This window comes from Snodgrassella sp. M0351 (assembly GCF_016100575.1).
Classification (GTDB): Bacteria; Pseudomonadota; Gammaproteobacteria; order Burkholderiales; family Neisseriaceae; genus Snodgrassella; species Snodgrassella alvi.
On the sequence record NZ_JACFSG010000001.1, the window covers coordinates 693,120 to 713,991 of the forward strand.

22 protein-coding genes are annotated in these 20,872 nt (G+C 42.5%); 16 read left to right on the forward strand and 6 right to left on the reverse strand.

From position 1 onward, the window contains the following. Positions 1 to 115 precede the first annotated feature (115 nt). The 10 genes from H3V01_RS03100 (at position 116) to H3V01_RS03145 (ending at position 9,264) form a co-directional block, all read left to right on the forward strand. Positions 116 to 2,641 carry a phage tail tape measure protein gene (locus H3V01_RS03100; protein ID WP_198185970.1) on the forward strand — a complete coding sequence of 842 codons (2,526 nt, stop codon included), beginning with the start codon at positions 116 to 118 and terminating at the stop codon, positions 2,639 to 2,641. Continuing rightward, entirely contained in the window at positions 2,641 to 3,537 is an 897-nt protein-coding gene (locus H3V01_RS03105) for a phage tail protein (protein ID WP_084551593.1), read from the forward strand. The genes H3V01_RS03100 and H3V01_RS03105 overlap by 1 nt, the downstream gene beginning before the upstream one ends. A gap of 2 nt (positions 3,538 to 3,539) precedes the next feature. Then, positions 3,540 to 3,761, forward strand: a complete 222-nt coding sequence (locus H3V01_RS03110) for a tail protein X (protein ID WP_025330549.1) — start codon at positions 3,540 to 3,542, stop codon at positions 3,759 to 3,761. After that, positions 3,749 to 4,846, forward strand: a complete 1,098-nt coding sequence (locus H3V01_RS03115; protein WP_198185971.1) for a phage late control D family protein — start codon at positions 3,749 to 3,751, stop codon at positions 4,844 to 4,846. The genes H3V01_RS03110 and H3V01_RS03115 overlap by 13 nt, the downstream gene beginning before the upstream one ends. Then, complete coding sequence (locus H3V01_RS03120) at positions 4,830 to 5,459, forward strand: phage baseplate assembly protein V (protein WP_037475427.1); 630 nt, start codon at positions 4,830 to 4,832, stop codon at positions 5,457 to 5,459. The genes H3V01_RS03115 and H3V01_RS03120 overlap by 17 nt, the downstream gene beginning before the upstream one ends. Positions 5,460 to 5,542: 83 nt before the next feature. Beyond that, a complete protein-coding gene (locus H3V01_RS03125; RefSeq protein WP_198185972.1) occupies positions 5,543 to 5,914 on the forward strand; it encodes a GPW/gp25 family protein in 372 nt (123 codons plus the stop codon). Beyond that, entirely contained in the window at positions 5,911 to 7,056 is a 1,146-nt protein-coding gene (locus H3V01_RS03130) for a baseplate assembly protein (RefSeq protein WP_096765417.1), read from the forward strand. The genes H3V01_RS03125 and H3V01_RS03130 overlap by 4 nt, the downstream gene beginning before the upstream one ends. Then, positions 7,049 to 7,627: a phage tail protein gene (locus H3V01_RS03135; protein WP_198185973.1), complete on the forward strand. Its 579-nt coding sequence runs from the start codon at positions 7,049 to 7,051 to the stop codon at positions 7,625 to 7,627. The genes H3V01_RS03130 and H3V01_RS03135 overlap by 8 nt, the downstream gene beginning before the upstream one ends. Next, positions 7,627 to 8,613, forward strand: coding sequence for a phage tail protein (locus H3V01_RS10990; protein WP_232332582.1), 987 nt, complete (start codon positions 7,627 to 7,629; stop codon positions 8,611 to 8,613). The genes H3V01_RS03135 and H3V01_RS10990 overlap by 1 nt, the downstream gene beginning before the upstream one ends. Positions 8,614 to 8,622: 9 nt before the next feature. Further along, on the forward strand, positions 8,623 to 9,264 hold the full coding sequence (locus H3V01_RS03145; RefSeq protein ID WP_198185974.1) for a hypothetical protein: 642 nt from the start codon (positions 8,623 to 8,625) through the stop codon (positions 9,262 to 9,264). Between the two features lie 364 nt (positions 9,265 to 9,628). Here H3V01_RS03145 and H3V01_RS03150 read toward each other — a convergent pair whose 3' ends face one another. Both H3V01_RS03150 and tsaE read right to left on the reverse strand, forming a co-directional pair. Beyond that, positions 9,629 to 10,951 (reverse strand): N-acetylmuramoyl-L-alanine amidase, encoded by a 1,323-nt coding sequence (locus H3V01_RS03150; RefSeq protein ID WP_198185975.1) that lies wholly within the window; start codon positions 10,949 to 10,951, stop codon positions 9,629 to 9,631. Positions 10,952 to 10,954: 3 nt separating this feature from the next. Further along, positions 10,955 to 11,425 (reverse strand): tRNA (adenosine(37)-N6)-threonylcarbamoyltransferase complex ATPase subunit type 1 TsaE, encoded by a 471-nt coding sequence (gene tsaE, locus H3V01_RS03155; RefSeq protein WP_041879587.1) that lies wholly within the window; start codon positions 11,423 to 11,425, stop codon positions 10,955 to 10,957. A 235-nt stretch (positions 11,426 to 11,660) separates the two neighbouring features. Between tsaE and murI the strand changes: the two genes are divergently transcribed. The 6 genes from murI (at position 11,661) to upp (ending at position 16,138) form a co-directional block, all read left to right on the forward strand. Next, entirely contained in the window at positions 11,661 to 12,467 is an 807-nt protein-coding gene (gene murI, locus H3V01_RS03160) for a glutamate racemase (protein WP_038648809.1), read from the forward strand. 23 nt (positions 12,468 to 12,490) lie between these two features. After that, entirely contained in the window at positions 12,491 to 13,132 is a 642-nt protein-coding gene (purN, locus tag H3V01_RS03165; protein ID WP_198185976.1) for a phosphoribosylglycinamide formyltransferase, read from the forward strand. A gap of 17 nt (positions 13,133 to 13,149) precedes the next feature. Beyond that, the gene (locus H3V01_RS03170; protein ID WP_198185977.1) at positions 13,150 to 13,824 is read left to right on the forward strand and encodes a DUF3108 domain-containing protein; all 675 of its coding nucleotides are present in this window, start codon (positions 13,150 to 13,152) and stop codon (positions 13,822 to 13,824) included. A gap of 9 nt (positions 13,825 to 13,833) precedes the next feature. After that, complete coding sequence (locus tag H3V01_RS03175; protein WP_198186425.1) at positions 13,834 to 15,096, forward strand: RsmB/NOP family class I SAM-dependent RNA methyltransferase; 1,263 nt, start codon at positions 13,834 to 13,836, stop codon at positions 15,094 to 15,096. A 22-nt stretch (positions 15,097 to 15,118) separates the two neighbouring features. Further along, on the forward strand, positions 15,119 to 15,430 hold the full coding sequence (gene grxD / locus H3V01_RS03180) for a Grx4 family monothiol glutaredoxin (RefSeq protein WP_025330563.1): 312 nt from the start codon (positions 15,119 to 15,121) through the stop codon (positions 15,428 to 15,430). A gap of 75 nt (positions 15,431 to 15,505) precedes the next feature. Next, positions 15,506 to 16,138 carry a uracil phosphoribosyltransferase gene (gene upp / locus H3V01_RS03185; protein ID WP_025330564.1) on the forward strand — a complete coding sequence of 211 codons (633 nt, stop codon included), beginning with the start codon at positions 15,506 to 15,508 and terminating at the stop codon, positions 16,136 to 16,138. A gap of 269 nt (positions 16,139 to 16,407) precedes the next feature. Here the strand turns inward: upp and H3V01_RS03190 are convergent, their stop codons facing one another. From H3V01_RS03190 to hemL, 4 genes are all read right to left on the reverse strand, one after another. Then, on the reverse strand, positions 16,408 to 17,817 hold the full coding sequence (locus H3V01_RS03190) for an ATP-binding protein (protein ID WP_198185978.1): 1,410 nt from the start codon (positions 17,815 to 17,817) through the stop codon (positions 16,408 to 16,410). Then, positions 17,793 to 18,455 (reverse strand): response regulator, encoded by a 663-nt coding sequence (locus H3V01_RS03195; RefSeq protein WP_084547155.1) that lies wholly within the window; start codon positions 18,453 to 18,455, stop codon positions 17,793 to 17,795. Before H3V01_RS03195 ends, H3V01_RS03190 begins: the two co-directional genes overlap by 25 nt. A 128-nt stretch (positions 18,456 to 18,583) precedes the next feature. Then, positions 18,584 to 18,844, reverse strand: coding sequence for a hypothetical protein (locus H3V01_RS03200; RefSeq protein WP_084586294.1), 261 nt, complete (start codon positions 18,842 to 18,844; stop codon positions 18,584 to 18,586). Between the two features lie 434 nt (positions 18,845 to 19,278). Then, a complete protein-coding gene (hemL, locus tag H3V01_RS03205) occupies positions 19,279 to 20,568 on the reverse strand; it encodes a glutamate-1-semialdehyde 2,1-aminomutase (protein WP_198185979.1) in 1,290 nt (429 codons plus the stop codon). Between the last annotated feature and the right edge of the window lie 304 nt (positions 20,569 to 20,872).

The window sequence follows — 20,872 nt, forward strand, 5'->3', positions numbered from 1 at the left end:
GCGTGGTTATGAAGCGATAATAAGTTGACAGTCACAGTAATCGAAACAACAAATAATATAAATAAGTAGATTCCAATACAGTTAGGTAATTGGAGAAAAATATATTGGTGCCGTTATGGATAATGGATTCGTTTCTGATTTTGGTGAGGTGCACCGTTCTGTAAAGGCTTTTGGCTTTGCTATCAGTACAGCGACCCGGCATGTTGAGGAGATGGGAAAAGCTTTACAAGGTTTACATGGACAAATTCGCTCTATTGATAGTTTTTCAGCAGCGACGGCTAAAGCGGGTAATGCTCAGGATAAATTAACTCAGGCAATTGAAAGACAAAATAAGGTTCTGGAGCAGCGCACTAAAATCGGTAGTGAATTAAGCAAAACTAAGAGCACGCTGCAAGCTTTGATGAAACCAGCTGAAAAGTCTGTAAAAATTTATATGGAGCGCGAAACATCTGAAACCGGGCTGAAGCAGGCTATGATGCAAAATGATGGCAGATCAGGCGGATTTGATCAGATTAATGCCCGAACAGCACAGCTAAGCCTTGAGCAGCGGGGAAATAAAAATGATTTTACCAGTCTTGCCACTAATATGAAGATGGCTAATATGTCTGATGATTCGCTACTTCAGGGAGGTATGAAGTCAATAGCCAGTTTTAATGCATTATTCGGTAAAAAAATTGAGGATATTTCTGTTGCCAAAGGGCTGATGCAAACTTATAAGCTGAAGGATACTGAATTATCAGCCGGTCTGGACGCTGTACAGAAAATGGCTTATTCGACCGGAATGAGTTTGGAAGATATAGAAAAATTTCAAAGTGCTATGGCCTCTCCTCTGCAAAGGCTTCATCTGACCGGTTTACAGAACCAGCAAAAAATATATGCTTTAGAAGGTATGGCAATACAAGGCGGTATCAGTAAAGCTGTGATCGCAGATGGGATGGAAGAATTTCTGAATAAGCTGGCGCAGGGACCTAAAGCTATGCATCTGGCTACGTCAGCTATGAATGCGGAAATGCGCCAGATGATGCAGAAATCCGGTGTAAAGTTTGATTTATTTAATAAAGACGGTTCACTTAAAGACATGCGTGTGGTTATTAGTGAGCTGGAAACGAATTTTAAAGCTGTTAAAACTAAGTATGGTGAACGCGCTGCACTGAATATGATGGATGCTGTTTTTGGCGGGAAGGGCGGACAAGTTGCTTCAGCCGCTGCTAAAGGTGGTCATACCGGTTATCAGGCCATGCAAACTAAAATAAATCAGCAGCCTTCTCTTGATCAGCGAGCAGAACTGCAGACAAATACGCTGGCTGTCAGTATGGAAAATCTGCAAGATTCGGTTGCTGAGGTCGGGAATGCTTTTGGTGCTATTCTGGCACCGGAGATTAATACTTTCGCTCAGGTGGCTAAAGATGTGCTGCTTAATACTGTATTGCCTTTTATTCAGAAACATCCGACGCTGATTAAATCTGTAGTGGCTTTTGGTATTGGAATGGCAGGCTTACGGATGGTATTACTGACTGTTCGTTATGCGATTACTATGGTTACCGGTCCGCTGGCTGTTCTGCGTACTATTTTTGCCCGTTTTCAGGTGGCACGTGAGCTTAAGCAAAGTGGTTCTGTATTTAAGCGTCTTCGAACTGCAATTTCCTCAGTAGGAAAATCTGCAGGTTCATTGCGTCAGAAACTGATGTCTTTTGGCAGTAAGCTATCCGGCATTGGAAAAAAGTTTGCTGTTTTTAGTAAAGGTCGCGCTGCATTAGGTTTATTGCAAAAAGCATTTGGTGCAATTGGTCGTGCAGCAATGGCTCCCATCAGAAAAATTGTGCAGTCTTTTGGTCTGATTTCTAAGGCGGTGAAACCTCTGTTTTCGGTTTTTTCGAATTTGGGGAAGGGGTTTAGTGTTTTAGGTAAAGGCAGGTTTGTACTTAATTTGCTGCGTCAGGGAATTATGGCAGTAGGCCGGGCTTTCTTGATGTCACCGATAGGCTGGGTTGCGCTGGCCATTGGTATGGCCGCCTTGTTGATTTATAAATATTGGCAGCCAATCAAGAAATTCTTTATTGGTTTATGGGATACGGTTAAGACCAAATTTGAAGCCGGTATGAATTTTTTCAGAGAATTACCTGCTAAATTCAGTGAATTCGGGCGCAATATTATTGATGGTCTGGTCCGAAGCTTTACTGAAGGTATCAGTAAAGCTGTTAATGCTGTAGGTGAGTTTGCCAGTAAAATTATTAATAAGGCTAAATCAGTATTGGGTATTAATTCCCCCAGCCGGGTATTTAAAAGTATAGGCAGCTCGCTGATGGAGGGAATGCATCTGGGAGTTGATCTCGGGGCGGATAAACCTGTTTCGGCGATAGGTCAGGTAGCTGAGCGTTTACAGCAGAAATTTAAAGCCGGTTCCGGAAAGCTGACTGCACAGTTAAATGAAAAAATGCAGCTAAATGCAGCAGAGTTTGCACAGAATCGTTATCCGGCCGGACATGATTCAGGTGCTGTGACCATTAATTTTAATCCAACGATTCAGGTTAATGGTAATGCTGACCGGTCAGTCATTCAGCAGGCACTCGCACTGAGCCAGCGTGAATTTGAACAGATGTACCGGCGCATGATGCAGGCAAAAGAATTGAGGAGTTACTGATGTATGCGATGCTAGGGGATATTCGCTTTGAAGTGCTGGATAGTTTCACCAGTTATGAAGAAACGCACAGTGCTGTTTTTGCCAAACATGATGTACTGGCCGGGCGACCGCGCCTGCAGGCTACCGGTAATGATTTGACTACGATACGTTTTGGTATGCTGCTGCATTGGAAACTGGCTAATCCGGATAGTGCCTATAATGCGCTGATCAGTGCTAAAGAAGCACAGCAGGCGCTGGCGCTGGTGTTCGGTTCCGGGCGGTTTGCGGGCTGGTTTGTGATACAGCAATTAAGCAGTACAACTCTGATCCAGGATGCTAAAGGGCGTACGGCGGCGCGCGAAATTAGCGTTGAATTGCTTGAATTTGTTGGTGATCCTAATAATCCGTTACCAACACCGGGAATCATGACCGGACAGAATCCGCTGCTTGCTCTTTTACCGGAGTCGGTTAAAGGCGCGGTTAATAAAGTTTCCGCAGCGGTTCAGACTGGTGTGCGTATTTATCATTCTGTTGAACAGAATATTACTGATATTCAGAACCTGATTACGCGCGCGCGTACTGTTCAGCATAATACTGCCGGCTGGATGGGGTTGATTGCAGATGTATTGTCTATAGGTGGTCAGACTCTGGATAAACTGAATACTTTACCTGAGATTGGTGCATGGTTCGGAAATCTGGCCGGAGCAGCAGATTTTCTGTCTTACACGGGTCAGGCAGCCTGTCAGCTGCAAACATGTATTAATTTAATACAAACCGGTTACGATAGCGGAGAGTGGGGCGACTGGCTGAATACCAGTGAACAAGTGTTAGCAACGGTAGAAGACAGTATTGGTAATGCGACTGCAGGTACCCAGTCATTGACGGCGTGGCTGGCCGCAAGAAAAGATGAGGTCTGATTATGGTTGATTCAGTCTTGCAATATCAGACCAGTGAAGGGGATCGCTGGGATTTGATTGCACATAAATACTATGGTGATGCCACGATGATTGACAGGCTGATTGCGGCCAACCCGCATTTAGCGCTGGCTGAACAGTTTACGGCAAATCTGACTGTACTGATTCCGGTTATCCGGTCTGATACTCATGCTGCTCAGGAGGATATGCCACCATGGATGCGGTAAATATGTTAAAAGGATTATCCGGCTTAAGCAAAACACATCCGGTTACTATGCCGGATTTCACTATCGAATACGAAAAAAAAGACATTACATTAGCAATTAAGCCTTATCTTATCAGCATTAGTTATACGGATTATCTGGGCGAGCAATCAGATGAGCTGTCTGTGTCATTTGAAGATACAGATGGCAGATGGTTGCGTAACTGGTATCCTGAACAGGGTGATTTGCTGTCGTTTTCACTAGGTGATCAGTTTACCGGTCTGGTGAATCTTGGTAATTTTGAGATTGCGGATATCGATTATGCATTTAAACCAAATGTGATTACTCTGAAAGCGCTTTCTACGGGAATTACTTCGGCCAGCCGGACTTTACAGCCTAAGGCGTATGAAAAAACCACTCTGGAAAAAATTGTACAGACAGTAGCTGCACGATTACAACTGGTGGTTAAAAATCCGATTGCCAAGTTGGAAATTGAACGTATCACACAGTATCAGGAAAGTGATGTTGAATTTCTGGCGCGACTAGCAAAACAGTTTGGCTATACTTTTAAAATTGTTGATAAAACTCTGGCTTTTATTGCTAATACGGAATTAACTACACAGGAACCGGTACTGGTGTTGCTGCCAGAAGATATTGAGTCAGCCAGTTTTCGCGATCAGATCAAAGGCGTTCCTAATGAAGTGGTTGCTTCAGGCTACGACCCTAAGGCTAAACAAGTACGTACGGTTAAGCGTAAAGGACAGCCGTTACGCCCGCAAAGTAAACAGGGCGCAAGCGGTGACAGGTTAAAAATTGTGGCTAATAAAGGGGAATCACAGCAGCAATTAGCTGCACGTGCAGATGCTGCATTGGCCGATGCACGCAAGTGTCAGGTAACCGGCAGTCTGGATCTTTTTGGTAATGTCAAGCTGGTAGCCGGTCAGATTATTCGTCTGAGCGGTTATGGCAAAATGTCGGGAAATTACCAGATTAAGCAGGCAAGCCATAATTTGAGCCGCAGTTCAGGTTATGTAACGTCTCTGGAAATAAATATGATTGAATATATTGCTGATGACGCAGATGGTGATAAACATGCAGAAACTGTATGAATTTGGTGCGACTTTACAGTTTGGTATTGTTGAATCCATAGATGCCGGACGGCATATGCTTAAAGTCAGTTTACCGGCATTAGAAAATATTCACACTGACTGGCTGCCAATGCTGACTGCTGCTGCAGGCGGAAACAGTTTTTATTCACTGCCTGACAGAGGGGAGCTGGTCGCCTGTATTCTGGATGCACGAGGAGAAAATGGTGTGGTTTTGGGAGCCTTATACAATCAGGCTGATAGCACACCGGTAAATAATAATAATGTCTGGATGAAAAAATTCAGCAATGGTACGGTGATCAGCCATAATCGCAATAGTGGTGAAGTATGTGTTCAGACTGGCGGAGCAGTAATTGTAGAAGCAGATACGGTACTGGTTAAAGCAGGTGATATTACTCTTGATGCACCTACTACTACTGCTACCGGCAGCTTACTGGTACAGGGGCAACTGACCTATCAGGGCGGAATGGCCGGTTCCGGCGGTGGTGGAACGGCAGCCTCAATAACCGGCACAATTAAGGTTGAAAACGGAGATGTGGTAGCCGATGGTAAAAGTCTTAAGAGTCATACTCATCCTGATCTGACTTCAGGTGGAAATACGGGCAAACCAAACTGACATTCAGCGAAAAGCTCTGCTAATTCTTATTTTTTATATCCCTGTTCATTCTGACAGGGATTTTTATTTTTTGGAACACCGCTATGACCATAACACCGCGTACCCGCCACTGGCAGCTAGCGCCACTGGATAGTGGCTGCGATATTGTTACCGGTATTGATGATATTAATCAATGTATTTTGAATATTTTAATAACCCGTAAAGGGACAGATGTAACCCGGCCAACTTTTGGTTCAGATCATCTGGACTATCTGGATACACCAGAAGATGTCTTTATTCCGGGAGTAACGCGTGAGGTGATTCTCGCTATTCAAACCTGGGAAAAGCGTGTGGTAGTGGAGCAGGTCTCTTTTACTGGTCACGCACCTGAACTGATGATAACTGTTCATTGGCGGATCGCAGAAGAGGTAGCCGGTGAAATTTATCAAACAAATATTGGGTTGGTACAAAAATGACAGATTTAACTAAGCTTTCACGAACAGACGTAAAAATAGTTGAGGACGATCTGGCAACGATTCTGGCCGATACCATAAATGATTATCAGAATCGTACGGGCAAAACACTACAGCCGGCGCATATTGAACGCTTACTAATTAATACTTACGCCTATCGTGAGGCATTAACCCGTCAACAGATAAATGAGGCCTACAGGCAGCAACATGTACGTTTTGCTACCGGCCTGATGCTGGATTTATGTGGTGATGATGTTAATACTCCGCGATTACAGGCTCAGCCGGCACAAACAACACTTCGCTTTCAAGCAGTACTAAAAGGTAAAGAGCAGATTGTGATCCCGAAAGAAACCAGAGTTACAGTGGACTCGCTGATATTTACTACTACAGCAGCAGGTATGCTTACCGCAACCACTCCCAGCATTGAGCTCAATGCTGTCTGTCAGGCAACGGGAATCATAGGAAATGGCTGGTCACCAGGCCAGATAAACACTTTAGCTGATCATTTGACCGATATTGCTGAAATTAAGGTCAGTAATGTCACGACATCAAGTGGTGGAGTAGATGTTGAAAGCGATGATGCATATCGGGTACGTATTCTGCTTGCTCCTGAATCGTTTTCAGTTGCAGGACCTGTAGGAGCCTATGAATATTTTGCCAGACAAGTTAGTCAGGACATCATTGATGTTTTTGTAAGCAATGATACTGATAAACAAGGTAAACCCTTGGGGGGTGTTGTTGCAGTGAATTTGCTTACAAAAACCGGTTTACCCTCAGCAGAACTTGTTAATCAGGTTCAGACAGCTTTGTCTGATGAGCGGGTACGCCCACTATGTGATCAAGTGATTGTACGGGCCCCAAAAACGTTTACTTATCAGGTAAATGCAATATTAACTTTGTATATAGGTACTGACGCACGAGCTGTACTTGCAGCAGCCCGAGCTGCTTGGCAGCAATATCAGATTAGTCAGGAGCAACGACTCGGAGTAGATGTAGTTCCGTTAGTTATACAGTCATTATTAAAAGTTGATGGTGTTTATAACGTTGCCACACCGGATTTGGTGCTGACTAAGGTTGCTGCTGATACATGGGCACACTGTACTGATCTGACCCTGAGCATAGCTGAGGAGGCAGTGGATGGCTAAGCTGACATATGCAGCAGTAATTGAGCGTGATCAGCGTATGCGGGCACTGGCTGCTCTGGGATTACGTCTGGATATGGTGTCTACACCACAGCTTATGCCTAGGCTAGTAGAACTGGTATTGACGGATCATCTTGAACTTCTGGCTGAAAGCCATTGTATTCTCGGAGTAAACGGATACTGGCTGGCAGAAAGCGATCAGGCCAAACGGCAATTGATTAAAGGTGCATACGAGCTTCATCGCAATAAAGGAACACCTTGGTCGTTACGAGAGATTGTCCGCCGCCTTGGCTTTGGTGAAATAACGATTATTGAAGGGCTTAATCACCAGAGGCACAACGGTGATATTAAGCGTGATGGTATCTATGTACACGGACATAATAGTTACTGGGCGCATTACCGTATTTTACTGAATCACCCAATTACCAATCAACAGGCAGCTTTATTACGTCAAACTCTGGCTGCTTTTGCTCCGGCACGCTGTGTGCTTTCCAGTCTCGACTATACTGCTGTACCACTACAGCATAACGGACAGGCGCAGCGGGATGGCTCATTTAACAAAGGAACTGCTTAATGGCAAATTTAAAAGAATCTTCGTTCTGGGAAGAAGGTATTTATCAATGGGAAACATCTGATCCGGTATTGGGTGGGGAAAATGGTATCGATAATGTACCGACACGACAGCTGGCCAACCGAACCAAATGGCTCAAAGACAATAAACTGGATAAATCAGCTACCGCTGCCAGCGCAGATTTGGCTAAAAAAGCACAGGTAGCTGACAAACTTAGCAAAGCCAGAAATGTGGGTGGGGTCGCATTTGATGGTTCAGCGGATATTGATTTACCCGGAGTAAATAAGCCCGGAAATCAGAATACTTCCGGAAATGCGGCTACAGCCTCGTATGCAGCTCAGATAGCCGCCAGAAAAATTGGTGGTGTTATATTTAATGCCAAAACAGATATAAATTTACCAGGTGTCAATATTAAGGGTAATCAGGATACATCGGGTAATGCTGCTACTGCTACCAGATTACAAACAATATGCACAATAAATGGTGTGCCATTTGATGGTAGTGCAGATATTAATGCCACGCCAGCTGGAGCTGTTCAGTTTTTCGCCATGGAAACAGCACCTATTGGCTGGCTAAAAGCTAATGGAACTGCATTGTCTCGAACGGTATATGCAAATTTATTTGCTGCCATTGGAACGATATTTGGAGCAGGTGATGGTAAAACGACGTTTAATTTGCCTGATTTAAGAGGTTATTTTCTTAGGGCATGGGATGATGGAAACAATATTGATTCTGAAAGAGTATTTGGTAGTAAACAAAGTGATGCAATCAGAAATATTACAGGCATCTGTAGTGGAGCCGGAGGTGTAAGTTTTGATACACTTACTGGCGCTTTCTACGATGTAGGCACTCGTTATTCAGCAAACACTAATTTGATGGACAAAAATAACAAGACTGATGATTTTGGTTTTGATGCTAGTAGAGTAGTACCTACCGCAAACGAAAATCGTCCAAAAAATATCGCATTATTAGCCTGCATTAAAATTTAAGGAATGAAAATGGAAATACAAGCAAGAACTATTCCTGTATGCCAGTTAGACGAAAATAATTATTTTGTTGGAATGACTATCGCTGACTTAGATCCCCTGGCAAATAATGGTCATTATTTGATTCCCCGATTGTGTATTCAGACTGAACAGCCGGAATTCAAACATGGATTTGTTACTCAATGGACGGGTAAAACATGGAAGTATATTGAAGATCATCGCGGAGAAACCGTTTATAGTAAGAAAACCGGAGAAGTGATGGTAATCAATGAATTGGGCGTATTGCCAGCAACTGTAACTACAATACCTTGTCCTGATATTTATCATCAATGGTCTGATAAAACAAATAACTGGATAGAAAAAGCGGATGCTGAACAGTTACGCTTGCAGGATAAACGCAACAATGCCGGTTCATTATCCCGCACACAAATGCTTTCTCAATTGGAAATCACTCTGGGGAAAAATAAAGAAGCGTTAATGAAAGATGCAGAAAATATGTTAAAGGGAATTGATTTAATCAAGATTCGCAATTACATTCTGGAAACTCAGTTTTTTGCTTTAAACGATGATAACTGGTGGAAATATTTAACTGATGTTTTGCATCTGGGTGAAAAGCAAATATTTGATATATGGAATGAAGCCAGTAGTATTTAACTAAATTATTTTTAATAATTTAATCTATAGCTTTGTGATAAGTTCATAGTTATTAATAGCTACGAAATATTATCAAATTTATTAAATAAATTGTTTTTGGTTATTTTAATAATTAATTAATAATTCTATTTATACTTAGTAATTTCAATTATTACAGAATATTGATTGTTGGCGGAATGAATAACCACAATCAATATTCTGTATTTCTTTTTATTTGATACCAATTTGTTCAAACTTTAAATTTATAAAATAAATTATTTTGATATTTAGGTATCCGATTTGTCTTTATTATGTCAATATAATATTGATTGATTAAAATTAATATCATTTAGTCATTTTCTTTTTGTTTTTCCGAAGATTCTTATCAGCGGCGCGCCAGCACTGCTGTAGACAGATAATCCTTAATTCCGCTACTAATTGAGTTTGCAACTTTTTTTCTGAAATCGCTGTTAGATAGTAAGCGTTCTTCAGTCGGATTGGAAATAAAAGCTGTTTCAACAAGAATTGATGGGATATCCGGTGCTTTCAGGACGGCAAAATTTGCCTGATCGACACTGCCTTTATGCAGGTTGTTGATTTTGGCCAGTTGATTCAGTACGTCTTTACCGAGTTTCAGACTATCATTGATGGTAGCTGTCTGAGTTAGATCAAACAGTGTGTTGTTGACATTTTTATCAGTTGAATAATTTACCCCGCCAATCGAATCAGCTGCATTCTGGGTTTGTGCCAGATATTTGGCTGCTGCACTGGTGGCGCCTTTAGGATTAAGTGCATATACACCAGTACCTTTTGCTGACGGATTGGTAAATGCATCTGCATGAATGGAAACAAAAACATCTGCTCTGAGTTTACGCGCTTTGGCTACACGTACACCCAATGGGATAAAAATATCTTCGTTTCGGGTCATATAAGTTTTGTAACCATACGAATCCAATATTTTTTTTACTTCACGCCCTATAGCGAGTACCACATCTTTTTCACGCAGACCGGAAGGACCTGTGGCTCCGGGATCTTCACCACCATGTCCGGGGTCAATCATGATTACAGGCTGACGATTCAGTTTATTTGGCGTACCTGATGGTTGAGGAGGCTGCTGAGTTACTGGTGGTTTATTTTCAGGTAGTTTTTTTACCGGAGGTGTGGAGGCTGTAGCCTGAGGACGAGTAGTGCCGTCACTGTTTACTTTACCGTGACTGTAATCCTGTAATAGAGCCATTAAGGGATCGTTTTTTTCCTGTTCCATTGCTACGGTGGCTGTAGGGTATAAATCCACTACCAGTCTGTTTTTAAAGTTGGCAACCGGAGCAAGCGAAAATACCTGAGGATTAACGGTGGTTTTCAAATCCATCACGATACGGATGGTTTCAGGATTAAATTGTCCGACGCGGACACTGGCAATATAGGGATCCATTGGGAGAACTTTATTGCTCAGTTCACGTAAAAACTGATTGGTGGCTGACCCCTGAATATCAATAACCAGACGGTCAGGATTCTTTAGCTGAAAATATTTAAACTGGATGGGTGTTGTGGATTCTAATGTCATCCTGGTATAGGCTGTGGCCGGCCAGATGCGTGAAGCCACAATATCAGCCCCTGTCTGGGCTGCGCGTACAAATGGAGTTAGGCTGATTAAAAGCGTGCTAGTAGATGCAATTAATAATTTCCGGCGGCTGATGTGGTTGGACATGGTTTATTCTGTAATTTTATTTAATGTTTTTGTTCCGTTTGTAGTAACGGCATTTATCTGTACTGTGCGGCCACTACCATTAATGGTGATGTTTAGGATAATGTCAGCCGGAGGTGCCAAATCACCGCCAAGCTGTGGCCATTCAATCAAAATAATGCTGTCTGCTGTAATCAGTTCATCCAGCCCTGCATCCAGCCATTCTTCTGGATTTTGAAAACGGTATAAATCAAAATGATGCAGGTTAAAGCTTTTAAACGGGTAGGTTTCAACTATATTGTAGGTAGGGCTTTTAACTGCACCGTTGTAACCAAGAGCGTTGAGTAAGCCTCTGGTAAAAGTTGTTTTGCCCGCACCCAGATCACCTTCCAGCCAGATAATCAGAGGAGGGCTGATAAGCTGTGCAAAACGTTCGCCCAGTTTCAGGGTATCGTTTTCATCAGCCAGAAAAATTTCACGGACTTCAGTGGCAGACATGGTGTTTTTAATTAATCAAAACGGGGTTATTATGCGATAAAGTTTGTAATAACGAAAGTAATAAAATTCAGTCTGTCTGTCTTGTTTCCGGATTCAGGCTTCTTTTATGTACATTTGTTGTGTACTAAGCTATGAGTATATTTCCGGGTCAATGCTATAATCACAATAATGACTGATATTCGATTAATTCAGTTTATGCTGAACTGAGTTGTCATGGTCAATAATGAAGAGACAAATGACTGCAATACAACAACCTATAGGTGTATTTGATTCCGGGGTGGGCGGCCTGACAGTGGTTCGCGCATTGATGGAACGGCTCCCTAATGAAAATATTATTTATTTTGGTGATACGGCGCGTGTTCCGTATGGTATGAAATCCAGACATACAATTGAGGTTTATACTGAACAGATTGTATCTTTTCTGCTTGAGCATGATGTTAAGGCGCTGGTTGTGGCCTGTAATACTATAGCTGCGGTGGCAAGAGAAAAAGTAAGGCAGCTTGCAGGCACAATGCCGGTTCTGGATGTAATTGCCGCAGGTGCACAGGCTGCTCTGGAAACTACTCAGAATAATCACATTGGTGTAATAGCCACCAGTACTACTGTTAACAGTAATGCTTATGCCCGGGCGATTCATAATCAGAATGCACAAACGCGTGTTTTTTCACAGGCCTGTCCGTTGCTGGTGCCGCTGGTGGAAGAAGGCTGGCTGGATCATGAAGTTACCCGCTTGACAGCACGGGAGTATCTGAAGCCGATTCTGGCAGAAGAAGTGGATACGCTGGTTTTGGGATGTACTCATTATCCGTTATTGAAACCTTTAATCCGTCAGGAGGCTCCTGATCTGAAATTAGTTGATTCAGCGATTACGACTGCTGAAGCCACTGCATTGGCACTGGAACAGCATAATCTGATTAATCCTGATCATTCAGGTGCGCAATACCGGTTTTATGTCAGTGATATTCCGCTACGTTTCCAGACAATTGGTGAGCGATTTCTGGGGCGAAGTCTGGAGCAGTTGGAAATGGTTTCTTTGGGCTAGGTATTTTGGTTGACAGGTGAGAGATGGGCGCTAAAAAAAGAATTGTGATTCTGATTTCCGGTCGCGGCAGCAATATGCAGGCTCTTGCAGAAGCCGATATTGCGCAGGCAGAAATTGTGGCAGTAATCAGTAATCAGGCTGATGCAGCCGGTTTACTGTGGGCTGCGCAACACGGGCTGACAATAGAGGCAATCAGCCATCATGATTATCCAGGCCGTGACGCATTTGATGCGGCATTGATAAAGCATATTGATGCTTATCAGCCTGATTTGGTGGTACTGGCTGGCTTTATGCGCATTTTAACACCTGAGTTTTGCAAACATTATACGGACAGGTTAATTAATATTCATCCGTCATTATTGCCCGCTTTTACCGGACTGCATACTCATCAGCGTGCACTGGATAGTGGCTGCCGGGTTGCAGGCTGTACGATTCATTTTGTCACTGCCGAGCTGGATTGCGGTCCGATTATAGCCCAAGGTGTAGTACCTGTTCTGAACGGGGATACAGCCGATACTCTGGCACAGCGCGTATTAAAGATTGAACATCAGCTTTTACCAAAAGCAGTGGCTGATTTTGTTGCTGGAAATCTGGTAGTTGAAGGTAACAGGGTAAAAAATCTTGCTGAAGCTGTTACGGATAATGTGGCCTGCCTGAAAAACTAAGATGTTATGAGAAAAATATGAAGTTGAAAGTATATTCAGGTTTGATATTTGTCTGGATAAATTTGCTGTTCATACCTATGGCACAGGCAGCAGACCTGCCTCGGCAGGCACAATTGCAGTTTGTCGACAGTTATGGTTTGCCGGTAAATATGGATTTTGTGCAAAAGGATGGTCAGTATCAGATTAATACGCAAATTAATTTGATTTTTTACCAGATGCAGTTTGTTTCGTCCGGAACCGTAAAAGACTCAGTTTTAAATCCGCTTTCCTACACTGACAGCCGCTTTGGCAAACCATATGCTCAGGCACATTTTTCTGAGCATAGGGTTGACTATGGTAAGGTTTCTGAAGCAGTTAAACATATGTCGGTGAACGGACCGGTATATGATATGTTTGCTCTTGGCTGGCAGCTGGGCTTTAATCAAGGTAAATTGCCCGCAAATACTTATCTGACCAATGGTAAAAAAGTATACCAACTGGATGCAGTTAACAGCCGTGGTAGTGATCAGCTGATATTAAACGGACGGCAAATTGAGATCAGACAGTACAGCATCAGTCGTGGCGATGATGTAGTGGAATATGCATTCGCTCCCCAGCTTGAGAATATTCCGGTACGGATTAGCTATGTGGACAATGGTAAAGTATATACATTGCAACTGAAAGGCGGCCGGATTAACGGGAAGGTTTTTTAAGAAATTATGATAAATGCACAACAACTTGATTTAACTACTTCTGCGCTAGCACAGGTATTAACATTCAGACAGCCTGCAGATGTTGTGCTCTCAGCTTTTTTCCGGCGTGAGCGCAAGCTGGGTATGCGTGACCGGCAGGAAATAGCTGAAACTGTGTTCGCTACTATCCGCCATTTGCAGAAAATTCAGAAGATGCTGCCAAAACCGCATCAAAAACCACGTCGTGCAGCTTTGGCTGCATTGGTTTTAGGGCGGGGAATAAGCGTACATGGAGTAGAATCACTTTGTGACTCAGAAGAAAAGCAGTGGCTGATTGATGTTAAAGAGCAAAAGTCTGCTTTTGCTTCCGATCTGACAACAGCTGCTGAGCTGCCTCAATGGTTAATTGAGTGTCTGCAACAGCAGGGCTGGGATGATAATCAGATTGCTACTTACGGTCGCAGTGTTATGCAGCCGGCGCCGCTGGATGTACGGGTAAATACTCAGAAAGGCAAACGTGATAAGATTCTGTCTGCGTTACAGGCAGAAGGAATGCGTGCTGAAGCTACGCCTTTTTCGCCATGGGGAATCCGGCTATTTGATAAACCGGCTTTAAACAAGCATCCGCTGTTTTTAGACGGTGTGCTGGAAGTTCAGGATGAAGGCAGTCAGCTGCTGGCGTTGCTAACAGGCGTTAAACGCGGTCAGATTGCTGTCGATTTCTGTGCCGGAGCAGGTGGTAAAACACTGGCGATGGGTGCAATGATGGCTGGCAGCGGCCGGCTGTATGCTTTTGATGTGGCTGAAAAACGTTTGGCTAATATGAAGCCGAGAATGGTTCGGGCAGGTCTGACTAATATTCATCCGCAGCGGATTGATAATGAGCATGATGCCCGTATTGCTAGATTAAAGAATAAGGCAGATTGTGTGCTCGTTGATGCGCCCTGTTCCGGAATGGGCACCTTGCGTCGTAATCCTGATTTAAAATATCGTCAGAGTAATGACAATATCCGGAAGTTGCTCGAGCAGCAACAATCAATTTTACTGGCAGCTTCTGCACTGGTACGTCCGGGCGGAAGGCTTGTGTATGCAACTTGCAGTATTCTGGAAATGGAAAATCAGCAACAGTTAAATAATTTTCTGGCAGCCAATACAGGCTGGCATATAGAACCGGTGCAGACTTTGCTTAAAAGTAATGTCTTACCTGATATGCAGGGTAACTATCTGCAGCTGAACACCGGTGAACATCATACAGACGGTTTTTTTGCCGCTGTACTTACACGCATTAAATAAAGTGATATAAGAAGGAATGTACATGAGTACTCAGGAAAGAATTAAAACGCTTGTTACTGAACATCCGGTTGTGTTGTTCATGAAAGGCACTAAGCAGTTTCCACAGTGTGGTTTTTCATCCCGTGCTGTACAAATATTGCAAGCTGCCGGTTTAAAAGAGTTCTATACTGTTAATGTGCTCGAAGATGAAGATATCCGTCAGGGTATCAAGGAATATGCAGACTGGCCGACAATTCCGCAATTGTATGTAAAAGGTGAATTTGTCGGTGGTTCTGACATTATGCTGGAGATGTACGAAGCAGGTGAATTGCAGACTTTGCTGGCGTCTGTCTGACAGAGTTTTGTTCGGAAATATTTTCCGGTAGCTGTTTTATTCAGGTTTTATAGCAATTATTTTTTGGAACTGGCTATGAATATAAATGTGATTGACCATCCTCTGGTGAAGCACAAGCTGTCATTAATGCGAGAAGAAGATTGCAGTACTTATCGTTTTCGTACGCTGACTAAAGAACTGGCACGCTTAATGGCTTATGAAGCCAGCCGTGATTTTGATATAGAAATTGTCAAAATGCAGGGCTGGTGTGGTGAGATTGATGCTTACCAGATTAAAGGCAAAACGGTTACTATTGTACCGATTCTGCGGGCAGGGCTGGGTATGCTGGATGGCGTACTGGACTTAATTCCTACAGCTAAAATCAGTGTAGTAGGTTTACAGCGCGATGAAGAAACGCTGGAACCGGTACCTTATTTTGAAAAATTTGTCAGTCAGATGGATAAACGCCCGGCATTGATCATTGATCCAATGCTGGCAACAGGTGGATCCATGAATGCAACTATTGAGTTACTTAAGAAAAAAGGTTGCAAGGATATTAAGGCATTGGTTCTTGTGGCCGCTCCGGAGGGTGTAAAGGCTGTCAATGAAGCTCATCCTGATGTGACTATTTACGCGGCAGCTCTGGATGATCATCTGGATGATAATGGCTATATTATTCCTGGTCTGGGCGATGCTGGTGACAAGATTTTTGGTACCAAGCACTGGTAATTTAAATTCAGATTATTTCATGCAGTCTGATCGCTGAAAGAATCTGTTAATAAAAAAACACAGAGTTTTCTGTATGGAAGATTCTGTGTTTTTTATTATGCTGAATTAAATTCAGGTTTGTTTTAAAAAATGGATATAGGTATCAGATAAATATTCTAAATAGAATTGGCTGGTCAGATAAGAAATAAATTTTTATTTATAAAATGATAAATCGAATATTTGCCGGTTAATTATAATCTGATGCAATCATTTTGTAAGATTTAAGATGGTTATTTGTTTTGTGCTTGCAGCTTATCTGGGCTGAATATCAGGCTTACAGCCAGTCCTGCTTTCTGTTCTGAATTTTGCAGACCAGAGTCTGCCAGACTGATACTGATGTGCCACTGATCACACAGGGTCTTAACGATTGCCAGCCCGAGGCCGCTTCCGCTTTCATTGTTGCCCAAAATACGGTAAAACGGTTCAAATACTAGCTGGCGCTCAGTTTCAGAGATTCCCTGACCATTGTCTTCTATAAGTAAAATCGTTTTGTTATCTGTGGTTGGTCTAATGCCAATGCATATTTGCCCATCAACAGGAGTGTATTTGATGGCATTACTCAGTATATTTTTCAAAATAGTATATAAATCATTACTGCTGACTGGCAGAAAAATATCTTCGCTAATGTCGAAACTTAAATTCTGTTTTTTTTGTTCGGCCAGCGGCAATAATTCGGCAATTAAATCACGCAGTAAGGGCATTAGTGCAGTTTTCTGAGCATTGTTCGCTATCAGATGTTGCTGCTGCTGATGCTGTGCTCTGGCCATAGATAATAATTGGATAAGCAGCTGTTCGGTTCTTGCAATACCTGCTTTGATTTGTTCAATAAGTTTGTGTTGTTCCTGAATAGTTAATTCCGGTTCATCAAAACGGGCTATTTGCAGAGTAAGTGCGGTAATTGGTGTACGTAATTCATGTGCTGCATGACTGATAAATTTTTTATCATGCTCAATCGCAGCCTGTAGCTGACTGAACAGGCGGTTAAGTGCGGTAATGAAAGGGCGGATTTCTGTCGGTACGTGCCTGGTATCCAGAGGTGATAAATCATTGGCGTTGCGTGCGGTTAATTCGCTACTCATTTCCTGTGTTGCCCGAAACAGGCGGCGAATCCAGATAGCTGTAAACAGCCATAGAATAGGCATCAGAATAAGAAATGGCCAAACTACACTTAATGCACTGTCTTTGGCTATATGATTTCGGTATGCTGTTCGCTGAGCAACAATAATTCGCTCACGTTCACGGGTGAGCAGGTAAACCCGCCAATGACGAGCTACCGTAGTAAAGTTATGAAAACCATCAGGTAATTGTTGAAGGTTCTGCACAGCATTATCATCTCCCATCAGAATATTGAGATAGGGTGAATCTAGTGTCTGTGCCAGCACGCGTGGTTTGGGCAGCGTTCTGGCGCTTTCAGGAAAATTGAGATCTTCCTGTGTATCTCTGCGCAGTATGGAACTGCGCGGATCAAGTAAATGGGCTATCTGCTCCAGCTGAGCATCTTGTAAATCCTGTGTTTCCCGAAAAGCAGTCTGATAGGCAAGAATGTCACCAATAATAGCGATTGAAGTTACTACGATGGTTAAAACCAGTAATAAGCGCCACTGTAGTGATGAGACTATCCGCGTCGGTCTACCAGCCATCCCAGTCCTCGTACATTTTTAATCACATTACTGCCCAGTTTTTTTCTAATTCCGTGAATGACTACTTCTACGGCATTGCTTTCTACTTCTTCATTCCAGCCGTAGAGCTTTTCTTCCAGTTCCTGTCGAGACAGTATCGTGCCGGGTTGGAGCAATAAACTGTACATCAAAGCATATTCTCGTGCTGACAGCCGGGTAACCTGTCCGTTGGCACTGACTTCACGAGTAGCAGGATTCAGGGTAATGGTGCCATTACTTAGTATAGGAGTAGCATGTCCGCTGCGGCGGCGTAATAAAGCCCGGATACGCGCCAGTAATTCGGAAGGCGCAAAAGGTTTAATTACATAGTCATCGGCACCGCTGTCCAGACCATTAATGCGTTCTTCCACTGTGTCTCGGGCAGTAATCAGAATAACGGGTAAATCACAGTTTTTTGCACGTAAGTGGCGTAACACACTTAGTCCATCCTGTCCGGGTACACCAATATCCAGTAGGGCAATATCATAAATTTCTGGTTGCAATGCATTTTCAGCTGCAATACCGTCAGCCACACAATCAACGGCAAAACCGGCAGCATGCAGCATATCGCTTAATGCTTCTGCAATCATTTTGTCATCTTCAAGAAGTAGAATTCGCATGAGTTAACATTTTTCCGCATAGACTTGTTAACCAGTCTGTATTGTTTCAGACTGTGAGATATCTATGATAACAAAAACCGTTTCAGGATTCCTGAAACGGTTTTATTCAAACGTTAACCAGCGACTGATTAGTTAGTTTCAGTAGTGGTAGTTGTTTGTTTGGTCGTAGTAGTACTAGCAGCTGCTTTTCTGGCATGTGCTTTTTTAGTATGTACTTTTTTTACTGGTGCTTTTTTAACAGCTGGTTTTACAGTTTTAGCACTGGTGTTTTCAGCTGTAGTAGTTGTAGTAGTAGTGGTGGCTGTAGCTTGTTTAGGAGGGGTAGCAAAGGCAGCAGCAGCAGTTAAACCAAAGATAGCACTTACAACAGCAGCAGTGATTTTTTTCATGACAGATCTCCATTAAAAGTAATTAAAGACAATAACCATCTCGGTTCTTGTTGATGCACAGTATGGCTTTAAATACTTAGGCAAGACTTAGCTAAATGTTGTTTATTGTTAATTTAATGTAATTAAATGTTATTATTTAGAGTAAGTTTAGATTCGCTTATTAGTTTAAAATTTAAAATAATATGATTTTATAATGGTTTATGTTTGATGCATTGAATAAAGATTATTATTTATATGCTATTGAAATCTATTTGCTAATAATAAATAAATGAGATTTTTATAGAAAATGGAATTTAATCTTGTCTTAATATGTGGCTTCTATAAGTATAAATATAAAGATATGTAGATTACGTTATTATTAGTTCAGAGTTGATTATTATCTAGAATACCAGTGTATGTTTTACTTTTGACATACACTGGTAAGAATAAATGTCTCAGACAGTGCGCGCAATTTCCGTAAACGCTTCGGCAGCTAAACCCAGTGTATCTGCAATGATTTCACTGCTATGAGCAGCTGAAACAAAACCTGCTTCATATGCTGATGGTGCAAATGCAACACCGCGTGACAGCATGGCATGGAAAAACTCTTTAAATAGTATCTGATTGGTATTTTGCATATCTGCAAAACAGGATGGCAGATTATCAGTAAAGTAGAAACCAAACATACCGCCTTCACTGCGGCTGCTGAAAGGGATATTGGCTTCATGTGCGATTGCTGTCAGACCATCACTCAATTGTCGGGTATGATTGCTGAGTGTAGTGTAAAAATCGGGTCGTTGTATGATTTCCAGTGTTTCTAGTCCGGCTGCTACGCATACCGGATTACCGGAAAGTGTACCTGCCTGATATACAGCACCTAAAGGTGATACACAGGCCATGATGTCCGCACGACCACCGAAAGCTGCTACTGGCATACCTCCGCCAATTACTTTGCCAATTGTCGTTAAATCAGGCTTAATACCATGAATGGATTGTGCTCCGCCCAGAGCAACGCGAAAACCGGTCATTACTTCATCGTAAATAAGAACACTTCCGTACCGTTCTGTAAGTTCACGCAATGCCTGAACAAACTCTGTTGTGGCGGGTATCATGTTCATATTACCGGCAATTGGTTCGACAATAACACAGGCAATACTGTCGCCCTTGCTGGCAAAAGTTTGTTGCAAAGCCTCAACGTCGTTATAAGGTAATACCAGGGTATGGCGGCTGAAATCTTCAGGTACGCCGGCAGAGCTGGGATTACCAAAGGTTAGCAGACCAGATCCGGCTTTAACCAGCAGACTATCTGAATGACCATGATAACAGCCTTCAAATTTAATGATATTGTCCCTGCCGGTAAAACCTCTGGCCAGACGGATTGCACTCATAGTTGCTTCTGTACCTGAACTGACCAATCGAATCTGTTCCATGCTGGGCATGATATGGCGTATTTCTTCTGCAATGCGGATTTCATTTTCTGTCGGTGCACCAAAAGATAAGCCATTTTCGGCCGCCTGACAGACTGCCAGAACAACTTCAGGATGTGCATGACCGACAATGGCTGGTCCCCATGAACCGACATAATCAATATAACGGGTTTGATTTTCATCCCATACATAAGCTCCCTGAGCTTTGTTAATAAAGCGGGGTATGCCGCCGACACTGCCAAAAGCCCGTACAGGAGAATTTACTCCGCCGGGAATAATGGTTTTTGCCTCTTCAAAAAGCTGCTGGTTTCTATCCATGATTATGACCTTTGCTTTATTGGAATATCAGATAACTTGCATTCAGGGATTAATCATACTATCGATTACCCCTAAAGGTTAATTGTCTTTAGCTTTTCGAACAGGAATCCGGAAGATAAAATAAAATATCAGGGTAGCAGTAAGTAATTTTAATGGTGAAATAATTGATTTATTAAATATTAATATGTAATTTCTTACTATTAATAATTGATTAAGTAATACTTTCTATTTTCAAAGAAATAAAATTATCTATAGCTGATTGTAAAATCGTAAGTCTCACATACATAAAGACAGAGCTAAGATT

Excerpts from the sequence above, each read along its gene's own strand:
- H3V01_RS03100 (WP_198185970.1), top strand. The coding sequence starts at position 116 with ATGGATAATGGATTCGTTTCTGATTTTGGTGAGGTGCACCGTTCTGTA.
- H3V01_RS03105 (WP_084551593.1), top strand. The coding sequence starts at position 2,641 with ATGTATGCGATGCTAGGGGATATTCGCTTTGAAGTGCTGGATAGTTTC.
- H3V01_RS03110 (WP_025330549.1), top strand. The coding sequence starts at position 3,540 with ATGGTTGATTCAGTCTTGCAATATCAGACCAGTGAAGGGGATCGCTGG.
- H3V01_RS03115 (WP_198185971.1), top strand. The coding sequence starts at position 3,749 with ATGGATGCGGTAAATATGTTAAAAGGATTATCCGGCTTAAGCAAAACA.
- H3V01_RS03120 (WP_037475427.1), top strand. The coding sequence starts at position 4,830 with ATGCAGAAACTGTATGAATTTGGTGCGACTTTACAGTTTGGTATTGTT.
- H3V01_RS03125 (WP_198185972.1), top strand. The coding sequence starts at position 5,543 with ATGACCATAACACCGCGTACCCGCCACTGGCAGCTAGCGCCACTGGAT.
- H3V01_RS03130 (WP_096765417.1), top strand. The coding sequence starts at position 5,911 with ATGACAGATTTAACTAAGCTTTCACGAACAGACGTAAAAATAGTTGAG.
- H3V01_RS03135 (WP_198185973.1), top strand. The coding sequence starts at position 7,049 with ATGGCTAAGCTGACATATGCAGCAGTAATTGAGCGTGATCAGCGTATG.
- H3V01_RS10990 (WP_232332582.1), top strand. The coding sequence starts at position 7,627 with ATGGCAAATTTAAAAGAATCTTCGTTCTGGGAAGAAGGTATTTATCAA.
- H3V01_RS03145 (WP_198185974.1), top strand. The coding sequence starts at position 8,623 with ATGGAAATACAAGCAAGAACTATTCCTGTATGCCAGTTAGACGAAAAT.
- H3V01_RS03150 (WP_198185975.1), bottom strand. The coding sequence starts at position 10,951 with ATGTCCAACCACATCAGCCGCCGGAAATTATTAATTGCATCTACTAGC.
- tsaE (WP_041879587.1), bottom strand. The coding sequence starts at position 11,425 with ATGTCTGCCACTGAAGTCCGTGAAATTTTTCTGGCTGATGAAAACGAT.
- murI (WP_038648809.1), top strand. The coding sequence starts at position 11,661 with ATGACTGCAATACAACAACCTATAGGTGTATTTGATTCCGGGGTGGGC.
- purN (WP_198185976.1), top strand. The coding sequence starts at position 12,491 with ATGGGCGCTAAAAAAAGAATTGTGATTCTGATTTCCGGTCGCGGCAGC.
- H3V01_RS03170 (WP_198185977.1), top strand. The coding sequence starts at position 13,150 with ATGAAGTTGAAAGTATATTCAGGTTTGATATTTGTCTGGATAAATTTG.
- grxD (WP_025330563.1), top strand. The coding sequence starts at position 15,119 with ATGAGTACTCAGGAAAGAATTAAAACGCTTGTTACTGAACATCCGGTT.
- upp (WP_025330564.1), top strand. The coding sequence starts at position 15,506 with ATGAATATAAATGTGATTGACCATCCTCTGGTGAAGCACAAGCTGTCA.
- H3V01_RS03190 (WP_198185978.1), bottom strand. The coding sequence starts at position 17,817 with ATGGCTGGTAGACCGACGCGGATAGTCTCATCACTACAGTGGCGCTTA.
- H3V01_RS03195 (WP_084547155.1), bottom strand. The coding sequence starts at position 18,455 with ATGCGAATTCTACTTCTTGAAGATGACAAAATGATTGCAGAAGCATTA.
- H3V01_RS03200 (WP_084586294.1), bottom strand. The coding sequence starts at position 18,844 with ATGAAAAAAATCACTGCTGCTGTTGTAAGTGCTATCTTTGGTTTAACT.
- hemL (WP_198185979.1), bottom strand. The coding sequence starts at position 20,568 with ATGGATAGAAACCAGCAGCTTTTTGAAGAGGCAAAAACCATTATTCCC.